This window comes from Sphingomonas rustica (genome assembly GCF_039652585.1).
GTDB classification, from domain to species: domain Bacteria; phylum Pseudomonadota; class Alphaproteobacteria; order Sphingomonadales; family Sphingomonadaceae; genus Sphingomonas; species Sphingomonas rustica.
Window position 1 is genome coordinate 1 of the sequence record NZ_JBDIZK010000012.1, and the last position, 19,179, is coordinate 19,179.

17 protein-coding genes and 1 pseudogene are annotated in these 19,179 nt (G+C 66.5%); 8 read left to right on the forward strand and 10 right to left on the reverse strand.

The features are described from left to right. Nucleotides 1-230 precede the first annotated feature (230 nt). The 3 genes and pseudogenes from TPR58_RS17965 (at nucleotide 231) to TPR58_RS17975 (ending at nucleotide 1,878) form a co-directional block, all read left to right on the forward strand. Complete coding sequence (locus TPR58_RS17965) at nucleotides 231-617, forward strand: hypothetical protein (RefSeq protein WP_346248119.1); 387 nt, start codon at nucleotides 231-233, stop codon at nucleotides 615-617. Between the two features lie 639 nt (nucleotides 618-1,256). Continuing rightward, nucleotides 1,257-1,433, forward strand: a pseudogene (locus TPR58_RS17970) (transposase); the annotation flags it as partial. Beyond that, nucleotides 1,417-1,878 carry a hypothetical protein gene (locus TPR58_RS17975; protein ID WP_346248120.1) on the forward strand — a complete coding sequence of 154 codons (462 nt, stop codon included), beginning with the start codon at nucleotides 1,417-1,419 and terminating at the stop codon, nucleotides 1,876-1,878. The pseudogene TPR58_RS17970 and the gene TPR58_RS17975, both read left to right, overlap by 17 nt. Before the next feature lie 289 nt (nucleotides 1,879-2,167). Here the strand turns inward: TPR58_RS17975 and TPR58_RS17980 are convergent, their stop codons facing one another. From TPR58_RS17980 to TPR58_RS18000, 5 genes are all read right to left on the reverse strand, one after another. Next, complete coding sequence (locus TPR58_RS17980) at nucleotides 2,168-2,890, reverse strand: IclR family transcriptional regulator (protein WP_346248121.1); 723 nt, start codon at nucleotides 2,888-2,890, stop codon at nucleotides 2,168-2,170. Between the two features lie 54 nt (nucleotides 2,891-2,944). Then, on the reverse strand, nucleotides 2,945-3,103 hold the full coding sequence (locus TPR58_RS17985; RefSeq protein WP_346248122.1) for a nuclear transport factor 2 family protein: 159 nt from the start codon (nucleotides 3,101-3,103) through the stop codon (nucleotides 2,945-2,947). Nucleotides 3,104-3,240: 137 nt separating this feature from the next. Then, complete coding sequence (locus TPR58_RS17990) at nucleotides 3,241-3,618, reverse strand: YdbL family probable chaperone protein (protein ID WP_346248123.1); 378 nt, start codon at nucleotides 3,616-3,618, stop codon at nucleotides 3,241-3,243. Continuing rightward, the gene (locus TPR58_RS17995; RefSeq protein ID WP_428835737.1) at nucleotides 3,618-3,830 is read right to left on the reverse strand and encodes a YnbE family lipoprotein; all 213 of its coding nucleotides are present in this window, start codon (nucleotides 3,828-3,830) and stop codon (nucleotides 3,618-3,620) included. Before TPR58_RS17995 ends, TPR58_RS17990 begins: the two co-directional genes overlap by 1 nt. 11 nt (nucleotides 3,831-3,841) lie before the next feature. Then, complete coding sequence (locus TPR58_RS18000; RefSeq protein WP_346248125.1) at nucleotides 3,842-6,991, reverse strand: intermembrane phospholipid transport YdbH family protein; 3,150 nt, start codon at nucleotides 6,989-6,991, stop codon at nucleotides 3,842-3,844. A gap of 217 nt (nucleotides 6,992-7,208) precedes the next feature. Here TPR58_RS18000 and TPR58_RS18005 point away from each other — a divergent pair, with 217 nt between their 5' ends. Genes TPR58_RS18005 through TPR58_RS18020 form a run of 4 tightly spaced genes read left to right on the forward strand, consistent with a single transcriptional unit; the run spans nucleotide 7,209 to nucleotide 10,607 of the window. Further along, nucleotides 7,209-8,117, forward strand: coding sequence for an ABC transporter ATP-binding protein (locus TPR58_RS18005; protein WP_346248126.1), 909 nt, complete (start codon nucleotides 7,209-7,211; stop codon nucleotides 8,115-8,117). Further along, the gene (locus TPR58_RS18010) at nucleotides 8,117-8,869 is read left to right on the forward strand and encodes an ABC transporter permease (protein WP_346248127.1); all 753 of its coding nucleotides are present in this window, start codon (nucleotides 8,117-8,119) and stop codon (nucleotides 8,867-8,869) included. Before TPR58_RS18005 ends, TPR58_RS18010 begins: the two co-directional genes overlap by 1 nt. Before the next feature lie 32 nt (nucleotides 8,870-8,901). Further along, complete coding sequence (locus TPR58_RS18015; protein ID WP_346248128.1) at nucleotides 8,902-10,005, forward strand: sensor histidine kinase; 1,104 nt, start codon at nucleotides 8,902-8,904, stop codon at nucleotides 10,003-10,005. Then, the gene (locus TPR58_RS18020) at nucleotides 10,002-10,607 is read left to right on the forward strand and encodes a response regulator transcription factor (RefSeq protein WP_346248129.1); all 606 of its coding nucleotides are present in this window, start codon (nucleotides 10,002-10,004) and stop codon (nucleotides 10,605-10,607) included. The genes TPR58_RS18015 and TPR58_RS18020 overlap by 4 nt, the downstream gene beginning before the upstream one ends. Before the next feature lie 95 nt (nucleotides 10,608-10,702). On the opposite strand, the gene TPR58_RS18025 is transcribed toward TPR58_RS18020, so the two are convergent. From TPR58_RS18025 to TPR58_RS18045, 5 genes are all read right to left on the reverse strand, one after another. Continuing rightward, nucleotides 10,703-11,041 (reverse strand): hypothetical protein, encoded by a 339-nt coding sequence (locus TPR58_RS18025; RefSeq protein WP_346248130.1) that lies wholly within the window; start codon nucleotides 11,039-11,041, stop codon nucleotides 10,703-10,705. Nucleotides 11,042-11,051: 10 nt separating this feature from the next. Beyond that, on the reverse strand, nucleotides 11,052-12,461 hold the full coding sequence (locus tag TPR58_RS18030) for an amino acid permease (protein ID WP_428835736.1): 1,410 nt from the start codon (nucleotides 12,459-12,461) through the stop codon (nucleotides 11,052-11,054). A 55-nt stretch (nucleotides 12,462-12,516) separates the two neighbouring features. Next, nucleotides 12,517-13,512, reverse strand: coding sequence for a hypothetical protein (locus TPR58_RS18035; RefSeq protein WP_346248131.1), 996 nt, complete (start codon nucleotides 13,510-13,512; stop codon nucleotides 12,517-12,519). A 26-nt stretch (nucleotides 13,513-13,538) separates the two neighbouring features. After that, nucleotides 13,539-15,092: an L-piperidine-6-carboxylate dehydrogenase gene (gene amaB / locus TPR58_RS18040; protein WP_346248132.1), complete on the reverse strand. Its 1,554-nt coding sequence runs from the start codon at nucleotides 15,090-15,092 to the stop codon at nucleotides 13,539-13,541. Nucleotides 15,093-15,158: 66 nt separating this feature from the next. Beyond that, the gene (locus TPR58_RS18045) at nucleotides 15,159-16,448 is read right to left on the reverse strand and encodes a metal-dependent hydrolase family protein (protein ID WP_346248301.1); all 1,290 of its coding nucleotides are present in this window, start codon (nucleotides 16,446-16,448) and stop codon (nucleotides 15,159-15,161) included. Nucleotides 16,449-16,617: 169 nt separating this feature from the next. On the opposite strand from TPR58_RS18045, the gene TPR58_RS18050 reads away from it, so the two are divergent. Beyond that, on the forward strand, nucleotides 16,618-19,059 hold the full coding sequence (locus TPR58_RS18050; protein ID WP_346248133.1) for a TonB-dependent receptor plug domain-containing protein: 2,442 nt from the start codon (nucleotides 16,618-16,620) through the stop codon (nucleotides 19,057-19,059). Nucleotides 19,060-19,179 lie beyond the last annotated feature (120 nt).

A 19,179-nucleotide genomic window follows, 5' to 3' on the forward strand; every position in this document is an offset into this window, starting at 1 on the left:
AGCATGCCGGCCGTTAGGCAGGCCATCCTCGACCTCTTCGCACGACCACCACCCTCCCGATGCCCGCACTGTCAGCGCTCACTCGGCACGCCGGCCGAACCTAAAGTGCCAAAGTAGTGCTAGCGCCCGGACGCAGTGCAGTACACCTTGCCTACGTCACCCGGATGGAAGATTTTCGACTATATTTGATGCGAGGGGCGGGCAGCTCCGAACTTTCCAGGAGGATTTCAATGAGTAAGGATGAGTTGGTTTTAAGAAGCTATCTGGGAGTGGTTCCGTCTGTTTCCAGTCTGACATGCGAAGGTTTTTTTGCTTTTAGGAGAAATATAGACTTCCATATCATGTACATCAGGCTTTCTGGGTCCTTTCATAGGTTCTATTTCGATGACGGCGAACTATTTTGGGATGAAGGCGGGTGGCCGGATGCTGACTCCGAATTGGGCGAGGGGGAGGAGTATGAGGACTTAACGGACATTATAAAGGTCAGGGGGAGGCAAATTCATTATATAGAAAATAATAACCTCGTATTCCGGATTACGTTTACGGATGGATATGAGTTTTTGTTTAAATATAGTGTGGAGCATGATGCAATGCAGTTGCAGTTCTTCGCTTTGTAGATATTTCATTGTCTTTCTAGTATTCCTGAGGGAATCGGCTCACGTTGAGGATTCTCAAAGCGGGTGCGATCTTATTTAACATTTCGAGCTGAAGTAGGCTTGTGATCACGGCACCGACTATGTTGTGAAATCATAAAATCTGGACGAGATTTTGCACAATGTACGACCTTAAGACCCGCGCTGCATCGTTAGGGAGAATCTGGGTGTGGCTTGCCGCTTTGCCAGTGCTCGGCTTTTGCGTCGTTGGCTGTAGTCAGTCGCAAGTAGGGATTGCCGACATTTCGGAGAGCCACGATCGTTGGCGTAGTCAGAGTATCGCCATGCAAGGATTGATCGTTTATGAGTTTGAGAATCTAGGCATTTACGCGAGTTGCGAAGACTACAGTGCCCATCGCAGCGCCGTTTACCTCGAGTGGGATGAGGCAGGCGGTGTTACCAAGAAGGACAATCGCCGGATGGCCGTTGTGACTGGCGAACTCGATCACTCCGTGGGCACCGATGACGAGGTAATATCGACTGGCAAGCCCGCCCCCGGGTCTTCTCAATCGCCCAAAGGTCATCCGATGGCTGTCGCAGCCGCTCCCCCGATGCTCAGCAGGATGAACTTTCCTCGATAGGGCAAATGTGGTCAAGCTTGGCATGAGCCGATATGATCTGACCGACTTCGAATGGCGAGTGATCGAGCCGCTGCTGCCCAACAAGCCGCGAGGCGTCCCACGCGTCGATGACCGACGCGTACTGAACGGCATCTTTTGGATGCTACGCTCCGGTGCGCCATGGCGCGACCTGCCGGAACGCTATGGCCCGCGCATCACCGGCGGCCGACCTTGAGCACATGGATAATGCCCTTCCCGAAAGGACTGTAATTGTGGACAACGGGCGAATGGTTTTAAGGGGCTACCTTGGCGAGGTGCCGTTTGTTTCGGGTCTGATTTGCGAGGAGCTTTTCGCTTACAAAAGCACTCCTGATGATTTTGATATCATATTTCTTAGGCTGTCAGGACATTATCACAGGGTATATGTTGACCTTGGCCTACTCTACTGGGATGAAGTAGGGCGGTTGGATGCTAAAGATGAAATGGGCGTGGGTGGTGAGTATGAGGACCTAACCAACCGTTTTATGGTTCGAGGTCGGAAAATACGATTTATGAAGAACGAGAAACTTGTGTTCATCATCAGTTTTACTGATGGGTACGAGATTGAGTTTACGTACCGTGAAGAAGACGACGTTACGCAATTGCAGTTCTTTGGGTTTAAATAGTGCGTTTAGCGCTGGGCGGGAAAAGGTCCAGTTCATCAGGATCGTAGCCGTCGAGCCACTCGGTGATGTCGGCGTGATCGGGATGGCAGGGTCGGTCCTCGCTCCGAGCATCTCATAGAAGCCGGGATGCCGCCGCAGTCTTCGGGCGGGCAATCACGCTCGCCGGCAATGAAGCGAGGATCGCCGTCATCCAGATACCAAACCGTCCGCAAAGTAGAACGTCGGGTGTCTCAGCCGCACAGTTATGGCGGACTCTCGCCAAGCGGGCACCGCACCGCTCGCGTTCACTTCAGTCGTTCGCGACTTCCGCGGTGAAGCGCGCGACTGCCTGCGCCAGGGCGTCGATGGCGCGCGTTTCGGTTGCGGGGGTGAAGCGCGGGAGCGGGATGGCGACCGCGAATGCGCCCAGCACCGTGCCGCCGACCGTCGCGGCCATCCCCAATCCGCGGATGCCGGCCGTATATTCCCCGTTGGTGCGCCCGACTCCGCTGTCGCGCACGTCGTCGAGTTCGGCGCGCAGCGCGGCTTCGTCGGTGATGGTGCTCGGGGTGAAGGCGGCGAGGGGTGCCGCCGCGAAAAAGGCGTCGAGATCGGCGGGCGGCAATGTCGCGAGGATCGCCTTGCCGGCTGCCAGGCAATGAAGCGGGCTGCGCGCGCCGACTGCGATCGAATATTGCAGCGACTGTTCCGCCGTCTCGGTGACGACCGCTTCCAGCTGCCACAGATCCTGGATGAAGAAGGACGCGGTCTCGTTGACATGCCGGCGCAGCGTCTTGACGAACGGCCGCGCGCGATCGGCGAGCGAAAGCGAGGTGCGGGGCGCCGCCAGCCGGCCCAGCGCGTTGCCCGGCAGATAGCGACGACCGTCGCGTGTCAGATAGTCGCGCTCGACCAGCGTGGCGAGCAGATAGGACAGGCTGCTTACCGGAATCGCGAGCCCGGCCGCGATCTCCTGCGCCACCACCCCCGTCGGCCGCGCCGCGATATATTCCAGGATGTCGATCGTACGCATCGCGGATTTGACCGTCGACGGCGGAGAGCCAGCCATGCGCAATAATGCCCCCTGTCAGAAGATCGGGCTGCCGCGTCTCTCCGAAAAGCGCCAGCCCTCGTCCGTCCGGACGAAGCGATCGTGGAAGCTCGCGACTTTAGGGGCGCCGGCGTCGGTAAACAACTGCATCGCGCTTTCGCGCCCGGCTTCGTCGGAGCCGGTGACCCGGGTCACGATCCTCGAGCGGCCGTGGCGCGCGATGCGGGCGCAACGGGCCCGGCGTGCAGATACGATGGCCGCCCATCCGACGAACCAGAAGTCCGGCGCAGGATGCTGCGCGGCGCCCGCTTGCCCGCTGGCGCCTGCCAGTTTTACAAGCAGCGCGGATCCCGCACCGGCGCATCGTTGCCGCGCGTCAGCCAGCGTCCGTCCGGCGCCCGGTACTTTTCTCCGGCAGCGGTGCGCGAGATCAGGTTGCAGCCGGTCACGAACGCCATCTGCTCGACGGTCGAGCTGGCCGATGCCTGCTGGGTGTACTGGCGCTTCCGCTGGATGTTGATGTTGTTGACCATCGCGGTCAGTTCGGGCGTGGCGGTGCCGACGATGCCGAGATAGCCGTCGGGCTGTTCGCCGACCAGGCCCTGCTGGCGCGCCGATTGATAGGCCGGGTCGCGCTGGGCGAAGGCGGGAAGGGTCAAGCCGGCGGCGAGCGTCGTCGCCAGGCCGAAGGTGAGAAGCAGGTTGCGCATCAGAAGATCCCCGGATTGTCCTGGATGATGGCCTTCGCCTTGTTGTCCAGGCGATAGACCACTTCCTGAGTGATCGAAATATTAAGGTTGATGACGATCGGCTTGTCCGGCGCGTTCACGTTGATGCAGCCGCCCGCCATCATCAGCGGCGCGAGCCCCAGATACCCCAGTCCCAGATAGCCGGGCCGGCGCGTCGAATCCTGTGAACTCATCATGGTGCCTTTCATGGAACGGGGACGCTTTCGAGGGGCTGAACGACTGGCTTCTGCGCTCCCTGCGCACGATTCTGTTCTTCGAGCAACGCAGGCAGGTTGCGCTCGATCAAACGCTTGGGGTCATACCAAGACTGGACTGAATCGAGGAGCTGGCGGAAGGGCGCGTTGATCCGCACGTTGAAGACGAAGGGCAGCTTGGCCAGCCGGCGGATCAGGAAGTTGGACTTCGCCCCCTTGCCCTGGCTGATGCCCGAAAAGCTGATGTCGGTGATCATCTCGCCCGCCAGCGGACCGTTCATCCGTATCGTCAGATTGGCATAGTCGAGCGACTTGAGCGCCTGGAACGCCATATTGCCCCAGATCCCCAGGTTGCGCTGGGAGATTTCCCCGACATAGGCGATCGTGCCGCCCGCCCGCGCGCGCAGCTCGCCGCCTTCAATGCGGCCGCCATTGGCGTCGAAGATCATCGGCAGCGTGCCGTCGAACGTGCCGGTGGCGTCGAGATTGTCGAACGCCATCTCCTTGAGGAACAGCGCAGCATCGACGCCCTTCACATGGAAGGTCATCCGCCGTTCGCCCGCCTCGTTGAAGTCGAGCGTCGTCGGGTCGAGGATCAGTTCGCCGCCGGCAAAGGGCCAGCGCGCGCCTTCCACCTGCACGCGGCGGGTGTCGAGGATCTGATAGCGGAAGGTGCCGTCGCGCACCGGCACGCCGGGGTTGATCTCGTCCACCGTGGCGACCTGTCCCTCGGCGGTGCGCATGGCGAGCAGATCGGTGAAATCGATCCTCGTGCTGAGCCCCTGGACCGGGCCGAACGCCGCCGCCAGGTTGACATCGGTCGCGGTGAAGCTGCCGGTGCTCGTCACGCGATCGCCCGACCAGGCGACGCGGCCGGTACCTGCGACCAGGCCCTCGACATCGGCGATCACGCCGAAGGTGAGCGCGGTCAGGTCGGTCGGCTGGAGGCCGTCGATCGCGAAGCGAATGCCGGGCACCTCGATCCGGGCATCGCCCTCGGCCGTCGCCAGATCGTGCCTGACCGTCACCATGCCCACCGGCACGGGGCGCCTGGTGCCGACCAGCTCGGCCTGCGCCGTGACATTACCGTCGCGCAGGATGAGATGCGCATTCGTCGCGGCAAGCGGCTCGAACCGTGCCGTCGTCTCCGCGTCGGTCAACCGGAAGCCGCCCAGCAGCGAGAGCGCGCCCTGCTCGACCCGCCACGTGCCTTTGCCGTGCGACAGGATCAGCGGCACCGGGCCGATCTGGCCGCCCAGGTCCTCGAACTCGCCGCCCGGCGTCGATCCGAATCCGCCGGTGAGCTGGCCGATATCGAGCCGCGTCGGCTGATCGGCACCCAGTCGCACCGCCGCCCCGGTGATCCCGAATCTGCCCGCGGTCAGGTCGAGCCGGGCCGTCTCCGCCGACAGGTTCAGCGGACTGTCACCCATGCTCCCCGCCAGCGTGATCGCGGAGGTTCGAACGCCACCCGTCAGACCCCGCGCGCCCCACTGCACCATCGCCGGCCCGATCGGGCACAGCGCGACGCGGTCGGCGTTCAGCGCCATGCCGGCGGTCGCGATGCGCGAGAAGCTGACCGTCTGGCAGTCCGGATTCACGGCCAGCATCGGCCCGTCCCAGCGCGCCACGAGCGGCATCGACAGCCCGTCGACCCGCCCGCCATTCAGCGGACCCGACAGCGTCGCCACGGTCCGCACCTCGCCGGCATCGCCGCGCACGCGAAAGTCCAGAGCCGACAAGGCCAGGCTGGCACCGCCCGCCGCATAGGGCCGCACCACGCCCGTGCCGCGAAGCTCGGCGCTTCCCGGCTGGCGCGTCAGCTGCACTGCGACGTCGGGCAATCCGCCACCGTTGAGCGACAATCTGCCCGACAGGTCGACCGCCCCCTCGGCCAGATCGAAATTGATGCCCGTACCTCCACCGAAGCGAAGCCGTGCGCCCGATCGCGCCGCCAGGTCCAGCGTCTTCAGATGGAGCGATGTCCCGTCGTCGCCGGACCGCAGGTCGATGTCCGCCGACCCCCCGAACCCGCGTCCCGCCTGGCGCAGCGCGCGGACCAACTGCCTTGCCAGCGGCGCGACCGGCGTGCCCTGACCGGAGCTTTCATAAGCGGCGACCCGTCCGAGCAGCGGCGAGGGCAGGGCGACACCCGCCATCTCGACCCTGCCGTCGAAGCGGGTCGCGGTGCCGACCGAATAGCGCCCCGCGAGCGTTGCCGACGCCGCGGTGAGTCCTTGCGCGGCAAGCGCCCCGGAGCGAAGCGTGACATTGCCCTGCGTCCTTGCGCGGTCGCCGGCAAAGTCGAGGGTGGCCATCGGCTGGTCGAGCCGGCCAAGCGATGCGCTCAGGCGCGCGGCGCCGAGCGTCGCCCGCCCGGACCACCGCGCCAGCGACGCCTCCAGCTCGGCGGCCAGATCGACATGCGGCTGGGCCAGGCGCGTGGTGCCGCACGCGATGGCGGCCGCATCGACCGGCCCCTCGACCGATGGGGCGCCGCGCCGGATGCGCAGCCGCATTCGCGCCGCGACCCCGTCCAGGGTGCAGTCGGAAACGCCCAGCCGATCCGCACGCGCCCACATCGCACCGGCGAACCCGTCGGTCAGCAAGCCCTTCCCGCTGAGCCCGATGTCGACAAGCCCGCTGCCGCTGTCGAGCCGAAGCTGTGCATCCGCCACCTCGACACTCAGGTGCGGCAGCGAAAAGGGTTTCCCCGACGGCGCCGGCATCAGCCGATCCAGATAGCCGAGCGACAGCGCGCCACCCACGATTCGGCCCCGCAGCCGGACCGTCCCCGCTTTCGCCACCAGCACTTCGGCGCGCCACGGGGTGAGCGAGGTGCGAAGCTCGATCCAGTCGGCGGTCAGGTCCGGGTTGCGCGGGTCGCCGATCGACACGTTGGTCAGTCGCTGCCGCCAGGGCGACAATTGCTCGATCTCGTAACGCGCCGGCACGCCGCGCCTGGCAAGTTCGCGATCGACGAAGCTGCGCGCGATGGTGCGCCGCTGGAGCCAGGCGGCGGCAAGCGCGACGGCGACGAGCAGTATCAGGATCAGCGCGACACGGCGCCATCGCCGCGCGGGTCGTCGGCCGACCGGTCGCGTCGCGTCGGCGCCCGACTCTTCCTCGCTTCGGTCCACGCCCGCTCCAGCCAACACGCCCCACTCGTCGCCGAACGGCACTTAACCTTAGCTGTCCCGCCGTGCAAAAACTCGGGCGCGTCGTCGCGGTTCCGGAACCTGTCCGCCCGCTCGTCTGCGCCCGGCAGGTGACATCTGTCACCCCTGCGCCCTGACACCCCGCACTGGCGCGCAGCCGCGACCTTCGCGATGAACCGGATCGTGAAGGGAGCAGGTGATGGACAGGGATGACATGCAGGTCGTCGGGAGGCTCGACGGTGTATCGAAGCAGTTCGGCAGTCACAGGGTGCTCGACGGGCTCAGCCTCGACATCCGCGCGGGCGAAGTCACCGCGCTGCTCGGCCCCAATGGCGCGGGCAAGACGACGACCGTGGGCCTTCTCACCGGGCGGCTCTCGCCGGATGGGGGCAGGGTCGACCTGTTCGGCCTCGATCCCTCGCGGCCGGTTGCGCGGGCGCGGATGGGGGTGATGCTGCAGAGCGCGGGTCTGCCGGACGTGCTCACCGTGCGCGAGTTGGTGACCCTGCAATCGGGCTATTATCGCCACCCGCGCGAGGTGAGCGAGACGATCGCTCTGGCCGGGCTGGAGGGCCTCGAGAGGCGTCCCGCCGGCAAGCTCTCTGGTGGTCAGCAGCGGAGGTTGCTCTACGCGCTCGCCATCTGCGGCCGGCCCGACCTGCTCGTACTCGACGAGCCGACGACCGGGCTCGATCACGAGGCGCGGCGCCACCTGTGGTCAACCGTTCGGGAAGAGGCCGATGGCGGGGCGGCGGTCCTGCTGACCACCCATTATCTGGAGGAAGCCGATGCGTTGGCCGATCGCATCGTCGTGATCGCCGAGGGGCGGATCGTTGCCGACGCGGCGCCTGCCGGGATCAAGGCAAGCGTCGGCGGCTCGACCATCCGGTGCCGCACCGCGCTGAGCGATCCGATCCTCTCGGCGCTGCCCGGCGTCCGCTCGGTCGGTCGAAGCGGTGCCGCGGCGACGTTGCTCGTCGCCGATGCCGCCGCCACTGCGCGGGCGCTGCTCGCCGCCGATCCGTCGCTTGCCGAGCTGACGATCAGCGCCGCCTCGCTCGAGGAGGCGCTGGCCAACCTCTCTCCCTCGACCCGAAAGGCTGCCTGATGGCCACCGCACTCGCCCGCCCGCTCGGTGTGTTCGCCCGCGAAAGCGTCGCCGAACTTCTCAAGAATCTGCGCCTGCCGCAATTCGCGCTGCCGACGATCATCACCCCGGCGGTCTTTTACGGCCTGTTCGCCATCGCGCTGAACCAGGGTGGGCCGGAGGCGACCGCCTATTCGCTGGCCACCTTCGGCGTGTTCGCCGCCACCGGCCCCGCCCTGTTCGGCTTCGGCGCCGGGGTCGCGGTCGAGCGGGAGAGCGGGCTTATCGAGCTCAAGCGCGTCTCGCCGCTTCCAGCGGGCGCCTATATCGTCGCCAAGCTGGTCTCGGCCGGGGCAATGGCGGCGCTGGCGCTCACGTTGATCTATGGTCTGGCGGTGATCGGCGGGGTCCGGTTCGCCGCAGGGGTCTGGGCAATGCTGGTCGCGGTCCATCTGTTGTCGGTCGTGCCGTTCGCGCTGATCGGGTTCGCGGTCGGAATGCGCATGGGGGCCAAGGGGGCGATCGCCGCGGCCAACGCCTTCTATCTCGGCTTTTCGATCCTGGGCGGGCTGTGGATGCCGATCTCGATCCTGCCGTCCTGGATGCAGCACGCAGCCTGGGCGACGCCTTCCTTCCATCTCGGCCAGCTCGCGCTCGCGGCGATCGGGGTTCCGCCACAGGGATCGATCGTCGCGCATATGGCGGCGATCGTCGGCATCACGATCGTGCTGGCCTGGCTGGCATTGGGCGGTTGGCGGCGAAGCCCGGCTTGACCGCCGCGTCGCCCCGCGCAAGCATCACCGTCATGCACTCCGAAGCGGCATTCCCGGCGAGCCCGCGCTGGTATCACCAGCTGATCGACGTGCGTCTCCCCTGGATATGGCTCGCCTATCTGCCGCTGTTCGGCATGACCTGGTTCTACCACCCGCCGGCCCTGCTCGACCTGGCCGTGTCGGTGGCGGGCCTGTGCGTCTTTCTGGCCCTGTATATCCATGCGGCGCGCTGCTCCGGCCGCGCGGTGATCCTGCCGGCGATCCTCATTTTCCTGCTCGCGCTGGCGCTCATCCCGTTCGGCGGCAACTGGTCGGTCCTGTCGGTCTATGCCTGCGCCGTCGCCGCCGAGCTTCGGCCAGCGCGCGACGCGATCCGGATCGTCGGGAGTTTCATCACGATCTCGGTTGCGGCGCTGATCCTTCAGGGCGCGCCCTGGTATGCCGTCGCGATGGCGGCGCTGTTCCAGACGATGGTCGTGTACAGCAAGATGGCGGGCACCGCGCTCGGCGACAAGCACCGGGCGCTGCTCAGGGCGCAGGAGGAGGTCCGCCTGTTGTCGCAGGAGGCGGAGCGCGAGCGGATCGCGCGCGATCTCCACGACCTGCTCGGCCGCACGCTGACGCTGATCGCGCTCAAGAGCGACCTCGCCGCCCGGCTGATCGCGTCGGATCCGCATGCCGCCGCGCGCGAGATGCGCGACGTCGGGGAAGCGGCGCGCGGCGGGCTGGCGGAGGTTCGCGCCACCGTCGCCGGCATCAGCACCGCCGGTCTGGGTCGCGAGATCGAAGCATCGCGCGCGGCGCTGGCGACCGCGGGCCTGGCCTGTGACGTCAGCGGCGAGGATCTCGTAATCGACGCGGCCAACGGCGCGGTCCTGGCGATGGCGCTGCGCGAGGCAGTCACCAACGTGATCCGCCATGCCGCCGCCACGCGATGCGACATCGCCCTGTGCAATGACGAGGATGCCGTGCGCCTGACCGTCTCGGACAATGGCCAGGGCGGCCGCTTCGAAGAGGGGTCGGGCCTGCGCGGAATGCGCGCCAGACTCTCTGCGGCAGGCGGCCGTCTCCAGGTGCGGGCGGACGGCGGCGGCACCGAAGTCACGGCGGCGGTCCCGGTCGCGGCGGCGGCATGATCCGCGTCGTCATCGCCGAGGATCAGGGCATGGTGCTGGGCGCTCTGGCGTCGCTGCTGGGGCTCGAACCCGATATCGAGGTTGTCGGCCGGGCACCCGACGGGCCCGCCGCACTCGACCTCGTCGCCTCGCTTCGGCCCGATGTGCTGCTGTCCGATATCGAGATGCCCGGCATGACCGGGATCGAGGTTGCCGCCCGGCTCGGCGAGGCGCGCTCGGCAACGCGTGTGCTGATCGTGACCACCTTCGGCCGCGCCGGCTATCTGCGCCGCGCGATCGATGCCGGCGTGCGCGGCTATCTGCTCAAGGACAGCCCGGCGGAACGGCTGGCCGACGCGATCCGCCAGGTTGCGGCCGGCGGGCGGCTGATCGACCCCGACCTTGCCGCCACCGCTGCCTTCGCCCCGCCGGATCCGCTGACCGACCGCGAGCGCGCGGTGCTGCGGCTGGCGCAGGACGGCCGCTCGAACAAGGAGATCGGCCGCGCGCTCGACCTCTCCCCCGGAACCGTGCGCAACTACCTCTCCGAAGCCGCCGCGAAACTGGGCGCCTCCAATCGCATCGAAGCCAGCCGGATCGCCCGCGACAATGGCTGGCTGTGACGGTCAGCGCGGCGGCGTGGGCTGCGCGTTGATCAGTTGCGCGGCGATTGCGCGGTCCTCGTCGCTGACCGGCTCGAACGGCGGTGCCGGACACGTCACGCAGTAGAAATAGCGACGCTCCCCATTGGCGAATACCGCCATGCCCCGGCGGGTCGATTGCCGAAACGCGCCGAACCCCGGGCATGACAGCGCGACATGGACAGGTCGTGATTATAGGCGCGCGTATCGACCGGAATGGCAGCGGCGAAATAGTCGCGGACCTGTCGCTCCGTCGGGCGGAAGGTTGCGCAGTCGCGAACCGTTTCCTCCCCGCTCACCTCGGTCGTCCATTGCCCGTTCGCCTGGATCGTGACGCGCGTCGGGACGGCGGACGATTGCGGCGGGATCGACACAGCCAGCGTCAGGAGCAGCACCGCATTCGCCAGGCTGGGCATGTCGCAGCTCCTATTTCGCGCTGGCCCGCGTCAGCAGGCTGCGGTGGCGACCATAGCCGAGATAGATCAGCAGTCCGATCACATTCCACCCCAGGCACCACAGCAAGGTCTCGATCGGCAGGCTGAGGAACAGATAGAGGCAGCCGCCGATCGTGCCGAGGCCGACCAGCCACGCCGCGCGCAGGCGGAAGGGGCGGGGGGCGTCGGGCGCACGACGCCGCAGCACCAGCAGGCACGCACCGACGGCGATGAACGCGATCAGCGTCCCGGCATTGGCCAGCGCGGCGACCTTGCCGATCGGCAGCAGGCCGGCCAGCACCGCGACGATCACCGCCGTCACCACCGTGATCCGCGTCGGCGTGCCGCGCTTGGAGATCCGCGCCAGACGCTGCGGCAGGAAGCCGTCGCGCGCCATCGCCAGGAAGATCCGGCTCTGCCCGAACAGGAAGGCGAGCAGCACCGTCGGCAGCGCGACGACCGCGGTCGTCGCCACGATCCGGGCGATGGTGTCCTGGTTCATCGATCGCAGGATCAGCGCCAGCGGCTCCGGGCTGTTGGCGAAGCGCGCAAACGGAACCGCGCCGACGGCTGCCGCGGCGACCAGCATGTAGATGAGCGTGCACACGACCATCGATCCGATGATCGCGATCGGCAGGTCGCGCGAGGGGCGCTTGGTTTCCTCGGCCGCGGTCGAGATCGCGTCGAAGCCGTAAAAGGCGAAGAAGATGATCGCGGCCGCCGCCATCACGCCGCGCTGGACCCCCTGGCCGTCGACATGGGAGACATAGCCATAGGGCATGAACGGGCTGAAATTGGCCGCGTCGAAATAGGGCAGGGTGCAGCCGACGAACAGCAGCAGCGTGACGATCTTGACGACGACCAGCACCGAGTTGATCCGGGCGCTCTCGCGCGTGCCCAGCATCAGCAGGCCGGTGACCACCGCGATGATCGCCACCGCCGGCAGGTTGATCAGCCCGCCCAGTTCGGGGCCCTGCGTCAGCGCCTGGGGAAAGCCGATCCCCATCAGCAGCGGCGAGGCATAGCCCGACCAGCCGACCGCCACGGTCGAGACCACCAGCGAATATTCGAGGATGAGGCTCCACCCCACGACCCAGGCGAAGCCTTCGCCGAGACCGGCATAGGAGTAGCTATAGGCGCTGCCCGCCGCCGGCATCATCGCGGACAGTTCGGCATAGGCCAGCGCCGCGCAAGCGCAGACTAGGCCAGCGATCGCGAACGAGACCAGCACCGCCGGCCCGGCCCGGTCGACGCCGACGCCGATCAGGGTGAGAATACCGGTCCCGATGATCGCCCCGACCCCCATGGCCAGCAATTGCGGCCAGGACAGGCTGGGCGTCAGCGCATCGGCGCTGCGCTCGCCCGGGGGGAGCAGGGGCTTGCAGCGGGTCCAGTCGTTCACGTCAGTCTCTCCCTCATCGGCCCTTGGTCATACGCCGCCGGCTCGGCGCGTCACGTCATGGCTTTTCGTTCGGAAAGAGCAACAGCCAATCGGCCTCGGCCTGGATCCGGGCGAAATAGCTCCAGCTGTCGACGTTGATCGACCGCTGCAGCCACGGCTTCGCCTTTTCGGGCTCGCCGCGCAGCATGTAATAGTTGGCCAGGCTGTAGGCGGTCGATGCCGCGACGCCGTCGGCGGTCGCGAAGGCACGGCCGCCATCCTTGTCGCTGAAGAAGCTGTCGGCGGCGCGGTGGCCCTTGAACAGCTGCAGCCCGTCGAAATAGGTGTCGGACCCGCCCGTCGGGTGCACCTCGAACAGCGTCAGGTCATAGCTGTCGAGCCGCTTCTGCGCCTCGCGCAGCCGCCCGCTGCGGGCCAGCGACAGATATTCCCAATAGCCGTTGGCGGTGCGCGCATCGAAATCATGGGTGAACGACGCCGCCTCCGCCGATCGCGCGAACCACTTGGCCGCATTGTCGAAATCATGCTTGGCGAAATAGGCCTGGCCGAGATGGTAATAGAGATAATATTGCACGACATCGGGGTCGCCCGGGAAATAGTCGGGGCCCGGCTTCTCGCGCTCGAGCGGTTGGTTCTCGTAGAGTTTCGCCGCCTTCAGCCCCAGCTCGATCGACTTGTCGAACTCGCGCAGCGAGAAATGGCGATGCGCGCGGTGGCGCAGCAGCTTGCCCGAATTGGGGAATCGGCGAAGCGCCTTGTCGTACACCTCGGCGGATTCGCGGGTATAGCCCTGGTAGAAGAGGACGCGGCCATACCAGGTGGCATTGTCCACCGTCATGTTTGCCTCGAACGCCGCCTTCGCGTCGCGTGCGGCGCGTTCCAGCGTCTCGACCGCGGCCACGTTCGCGTTGCGCGCGGGCGCGGTGTACATCGGCTGGCCGAGCAGCGAGGTGCCCTGGAAGCTGCCATTCTGGGCCGATGCGGTCATCGGCGCGACCGCCAGTGCCAGGCCGAACGACGCGGCCAGCGCGAATTTCCGGATGGTTCTCATTGAATCTCCCCTGCGGATTTCTGGTGTCATTGGATGTCGAGGTCGAACTTCACACCCTGGGCGAGCGGAAGCGAAGTCGAATAGTTCACCGTGGCAGTCGCCCGGCGCATATAGTTCTTCCAGCTGTCGGAGCCGGAGACGCGGCCGCCGCCGGTCACCTTCTCGCCGCCGAAGGCCCCGCCGATCTCGGCGCCGCTGGTGCCGATATTGACGTTGACGATGCCGCAATCGCTGCCCAGCGCCGACTGGAAACGCTCGGCCTCCAGCACGTCGCGGGTGAAGATGCACGAGGACAGGCCCTGCGACACCCCGTTCTGCAGCGCGATCGCCTGGTCGAGCTCGGTATAGGACAGGATGTAGAGGATCGGCGCGAACGTCTCCTCGCGGACGATCTCGGTCTGTCCCGGCATCTCGACGATCGCGGGCCGGACATAATAGGCCTCGGGCGATCCCGCCTGCTCGATCCGCTCGCCGCCATGGACGATGCCACCCTGGCTGCGCGCCGCGTCCAGCGCGCGCTGCATCCCGTCGAACGCCGCCTTGTCGATCAGCGGGCCGACATGGGTCGCCTCGTCCAGCGGGCTGCCGATGTTCAGCGTGCCGACCGCGGCGATCAGCCGCCGGACGAACGACTCGCGGATATCCTCATGCACGATCAGCCGGCGCAGCGTCGTGCAGCGCTGGCCGCACGTGCCGGTCGCAGCGAAGATGGTGCCGCGCAGCGCCAGCGCGACATCGGCGCTGGGGGTGACGATCGCGGCATTGTTGCCGCCCAGCTCCAGGATCGGCCGGCCGAAGCGGCGCTGGACGCGCACGCCGACATCCTGGCCCATGCGGACGCTGCCGGTCGCGCTGACGACCGCGACATCGGGATGATCCGCCAGCGCGATCCCGCAGGCGGCATCGCCCAGCGCGACCTGCACCAGATTCTCGGGCGCCTGCTCATAATCGGCCGCCACCTTCTGCAGCAGCCCGGCAAAGGCGAGCGCGGTCAGCGGCGTCTTTTCCGACGGCTTCCAGATCGCGCCGTCGCCGCACACCAGCGCGACGGTGGTGCCCCAGGCCCAGACCGCCGCCGGGAAGTTGAATGCCGAGATCAGGCCGAGCACGCCCAGCGGGTGCCAGTATTCGGTCAGGCGATGCTCGGCGCGTTCCGATGCGATCGTCATGCCGAACAGCTGGCGCGAGAGGCCGACGGCATAGTCGCAGATATCGATGACTTCCTGCACCTCGCCGCGCGCCTCGGTCAGGATCTTGCCGTTCTCGATCGTCAGTAGCTGGGACAGCGCTTCCTTGTGCTCGCGCACCAGCAGGCCGAAGCGGCGCACCAGTTCGCCGCGATGCGGCGCGGGCACCGCGCGCCAGTCGAGAAAGGCGGTCCGCGCGCGGGCGACCATCGCATCCATCTCGTCGGCGCTGTCGGTGCGCAGCGACGCGAGAGTCGATCCGTCGATCGGCGAGGTGACCGTCAGCGCCGATCCCTGATGGGCGTCGAGCGACAGGCCCAGTTCGCCGAACAGGTCGCCGACCGACCGGGTGAACGCTCGGGGAGCGGATGGGCTGGCATCATTTGGGTGCATAGTGTGAAGAGCGTCCATTGCGGTGATCGGTGGAAAGACGGGTGCCGGGGGCGGCAGAGTCGCGCATCATGGCACGTCGTGCCGGATCACGCGCCCGCCCTTGATGACGGTCGAGACGCGTTCCAGCACGGTGATGTCGGAATAGGGGTCGCCGGCGACGGCGATCAGGTCGGCGAACTTGCCCGGCTCGATCGTCCCGACCGTGTCGGAGCGGTCGATCAGCGCGGCGGCATCGACGGTCGCCGATCCCAGCGCCGCCATCGGCGTCATCGGCCCCTGTTCGACCATCAGGCGGAACTGGCGCGCATTCTCGCCATGCGGCGAAACGCCGGCATCGGTGCCGAACGCGACCCGCACGCGGTACTGCATCGCCAGTCGGATGTTGCGGCCGCGGACCCGCCGCGCTTCTTCCATCTTGGCGCGGACCGACGCGCTGACCTCGCCCGCGTCATGCCCGTCGAGCAGCCCGAGCGTCGGCACCAGCCAGGTGCCGCGTTCGGCCATCAGCCTGGCGGTTGCCTCGTCCAGATAGGTGCCGTGCTCGATCGAATCGACGCCTGCGCGCACCGACGCCGCGACACCCTGGCCGCCATGCGCATGCGCCGCCACCTTCAGGCCCAGGCCGTGCGCGGTCGTGACGATCGAGGTCAGTTCCTCGTCGGTCAGATGCTGGCCGAGGCCGCGCGCCTGCTGTGACCGGATGCCGCCGGTCGAGGTGATCTTGATCAGGTCCGCGCCATATTTGGCTGCCTCGCGCACGCGAAGCGCGCATTCGACCGCGCCGGTGCATGCGCCGGTATAGTCATAGGGGTACAGCGCCTCGGTCGCCTTGCGGTTCAGCCCCGACATGTCGCCATGTCCCCCGACGATCGACAGCGAGGTGCCCGACAGGACGATGCGCGGACCGACGACGCGCCCGTCCTCGGTCGCATCGCGCAGCGCATGGATCGAATAGCCGTCCGATCCGACGTCGCGCACCGTGGTGAACCCGGCCTGCAGCGTCTTCAGCCCATTCGCATAGGCGATCAGCGCGACATCCTCCGCCGTATCGACCGCTGCCGAGGTCAGCGCGGTGTCGGGCGAGAAGCTGAGATGAACATGGGTATCGATCAGCCCGGGCAGCACGGTCCGGCTGCCAAGATCGATCGTGCGCAGGCCGGGCCGCTCGACATGCCCCGGCACGATCTCGGCGATACGCCCGCCGCGAACCACGATCGTCGACGGCCCCAGCGGTTTCTCGCCGGGGACGGCGATCACCCGGCCAGCGTGGATGGCCAGCGAGTCGGGCGCATCCTGCTGCGCCATCGCCGCGGTTGAACAGGCGAGGCTGGCTGCCAGTGCGAGCGACTTCATCATCCTGGCCACGCTTGAACCCTCCCAGGCGCCATTCCGCGCCGACAGGAAAGGCATAGGTAGGATTTACTGGTTAGGCAATAATTTCTATGATAGGAAAATTGCAAGAATTCTGACACTGATCGGAAACCGGCGGGGTCGCCGATCGAAAACCGGGGAAAAGGAGGGTATTATGTCGAAGCTCGTGTCACGCCTGCTGGTGTCGTCCGCCATGGCGTTCGCGGTCACGCCGCTCGCCCAGGCGCAGGAAGTTGCGCCGCAGGAGGAGCGTGCGGAGAGTGAGGAGGCGACCGATTCGATCGTCGTCATCGGAACACGCCGGATGGACCGTTCGGTCACCGACAGCGCCGTCGCGATCGACGTCATCTCGCCCGAACAGATCAGCACGACCGGCTATGCCGACGTCAACGACGCGCTGCGCACGCTGGTGCCCGCGTTCAACGCCCAGCGCCTCCAGGGCAATGACGGCTCGTCCTTCGTACGTCCGATCACGCTGCGCGGATCGCCCGCCGACCACGTCCTGCTTCTGATGAACGGCAAGCGTCGTCACCGTGCCTCGATCGTCCAGATCGGCACCGGCCACGCCTCGACTTCCGGCTCGCAGGGCCAGGATTTCAACGTCATTCCGCCGATCGCGCTGTCCAGCGTCGAGGTGCTGCGCGACGGTGCATCGGCGCAATATGGCTCGGACGCGATCGCCGGCGTGATCAACCTCGAGCTGAAGCGCGCCAAGAGCGGCGGTGCGATCATCGCCCAGGTCGGCGAATATTACGAGACCGGCGGGCGCACCTACGACATCCAGGGCCATGTCGCGGTCCCGGTCGGCGACAATGCCTATCTGAACCTGGCGGCCCAATATACCGACCAGGCGAAGGCACATGCCGGCAAGGCGGTGCACCAGGGCGCAGCGGCGCTGCGCGCTGCCGGCGTCCAGGGCGTGCCCGAGCATCCCGAGGGCAATCTCGATCCGCTCTACCGCGCATTCAAGCTGGTGTGGAATGCCGGCGTGACGGTCAGCGGCGATGCCGAGCTCTACACCTTCGGCAACTATATGATGGGCGAAAGCTCGGTCACCTTCGGCCTGCGCCAGCCCTATGCGGCGGGCGGGCTGAACGGCCACAACACCTATGCCAATTCCGCCTATGACCTGACCCCGGCGCACCCCCAGGCATTCAACCTGGCTGCGATCTATCCGGGCGGCTTCACCCCCGAATTCGCCGGGGACCTCGAGGATATCAGCGTCGTGTTCGGCCTGCGCGATCGCGGCGGCCGGCTGAAATGGGACGTGTCGGGCCGCTATGGCAGCAACACCGTCGACTATACCATCACCAACACGATCAACGCGTCGATGGGCGTCAACTCGCCCACCTCGTTCAAGCCCGGATCGCTGACCCAGCGCGAGCTGCAGTTCGACGGCGAGGTCTCCTATGACCTGACTGACGAGATCCTGGTCTTCGCCGGTGCCAGCTATCGCAACGAGACCTATGTGATCGGGCAGGGCGACGAGGGAAGCTACATCACCGGCCCGCTGCGCGATCTGCCGGCCGGCGCCAACGGCTTCCAGGGCTTCTCGCCCGACTTCGCCGGCAGCTTCGACTCGTCGAGCTATGCGGTGTTCGGCGAGGTCGATGCCGACATCACCCCCTGGTGGAATCTCTCGGTCGCCGCGCGCTACGAGGATTACGACCAGTTCGGCGACAATTTCAGCTACAAGGCGGCGACGCGGTTCAAGCTGAACGATGCCTTCGCGCTGCGCGGATCGGTGAGCACCGGCTTCCGCGCACCGGCGGCGGGCCAGGTGTTCGGCACCAGCCTGACGTCGCAGCTCGACGGGCTGGGCGGCTTCATCCTCGACGCGGTGCTGGTCCCGGGTTCGCCCGCGGCTCAGGTCTTCGGCTCGGAATCGCTGATCCCCGAAACCTCGTTCAACATGTCGGCGGGCGTCGTCTTCACCGGGCTGGAGGGCTTCCTGACCACGCTCGACTTCTACCAGATCGATGTCGACGACCGGCTGCTGCTCACCCCGTCACGCGATACCACGCCGGCGGAACGCGCCGCGCTTGCCGCGCTCGGCTTCCCCAATGGTGCCGATATCGAGCAGGTGCGCTATTTCCAGAACGAGATGGACACCCGCGTCCGCGGCTTCGACCTGGTCAGCACCTATCGCCATCGCTGGTCGACCGCGGCATCGACCGAGTTCAGCCTGGCGGTGAATTATAACGAGCAGCATCTGCGCGGCTCGCCGCCGCCGGGATTCAGCCCCGCCATCGTCACCGAGTTCGAACGCGGCACGCCGCGCTGGCGCGGCAATTTCTCGACGACCACACGGGTCGGCGATTTCGCGATCATGGGCCGTGCGATCCATTACGGCGCCTGGCGCCGCCTGGACGGCAACAGCTTCCTGCCGCGCAAGCAGGTGACGCTGTTCGACGCCGAGCTGACCTATTCCGGAATCCGCAACGTCGATCTCAGCATCGGCGCGCGCAACCTGTTCAACATCTTCCCGCCCGATCGCGGCGCGGCGCGGGCCCGCACCGGCCTGATCTACGACAACCACAGCGTGTTCGGCGTTGCCGGCGGCTTCTACTACCTGACTGCCAAGTTCAAATTCTGATCGGGTCGCACCGATATGGTCTGAATTTCCGATAGGCGGGGCGCTGGGAAACGTCCCCTCGCATAGCCTATCGGAAATTTCTCCTCTATGTCGGGAGACCACTGGACGGCGGGGTTCCGA

Coding starts and splice junctions, on each gene's coding strand:
- TPR58_RS17965 (WP_346248119.1), top strand. CDS start 231: ATGAGTAAGGATGAGTTGGTTTTAAGAAGCTATCTGGGAGTGGTTCCG.
- TPR58_RS17975 (WP_346248120.1), top strand. CDS start 1,417: ATGGCCCGCGCATCACCGGCGGCCGACCTTGAGCACATGGATAATGCC.
- TPR58_RS17980 (WP_346248121.1), bottom strand. CDS start 2,890: ATGCGTACGATCGACATCCTGGAATATATCGCGGCGCGGCCGACGGGG.
- TPR58_RS17990 (WP_346248123.1), bottom strand. CDS start 3,618: ATGCGCAACCTGCTTCTCACCTTCGGCCTGGCGACGACGCTCGCCGCC.
- TPR58_RS17995 (WP_428835737.1), bottom strand. CDS start 3,830: ATGAGTTCACAGGATTCGACGCGCCGGCCCGGCTATCTGGGACTGGGG.
- TPR58_RS18005 (WP_346248126.1), top strand. CDS start 7,209: ATGGACAGGGATGACATGCAGGTCGTCGGGAGGCTCGACGGTGTATCG.
- TPR58_RS18010 (WP_346248127.1), top strand. CDS start 8,117: ATGGCCACCGCACTCGCCCGCCCGCTCGGTGTGTTCGCCCGCGAAAGC.
- TPR58_RS18015 (WP_346248128.1), top strand. CDS start 8,902: ATGCACTCCGAAGCGGCATTCCCGGCGAGCCCGCGCTGGTATCACCAG.
- TPR58_RS18020 (WP_346248129.1), top strand. CDS start 10,002: ATGATCCGCGTCGTCATCGCCGAGGATCAGGGCATGGTGCTGGGCGCT.
- TPR58_RS18025 (WP_346248130.1), bottom strand. CDS start 11,041: ATGCCCAGCCTGGCGAATGCGGTGCTGCTCCTGACGCTGGCTGTGTCG.
- TPR58_RS18035 (WP_346248131.1), bottom strand. CDS start 13,512: ATGAGAACCATCCGGAAATTCGCGCTGGCCGCGTCGTTCGGCCTGGCA.
- amaB (WP_346248132.1), bottom strand. CDS start 15,092: ATGCACCCAAATGATGCCAGCCCATCCGCTCCCCGAGCGTTCACCCGG.
- TPR58_RS18045 (WP_346248301.1), bottom strand. CDS start 16,448: ATGATGAAGTCGCTCGCACTGGCAGCCAGCCTCGCCTGTTCAACCGCG.
- TPR58_RS18050 (WP_346248133.1), top strand. CDS start 16,618: ATGTCGAAGCTCGTGTCACGCCTGCTGGTGTCGTCCGCCATGGCGTTC.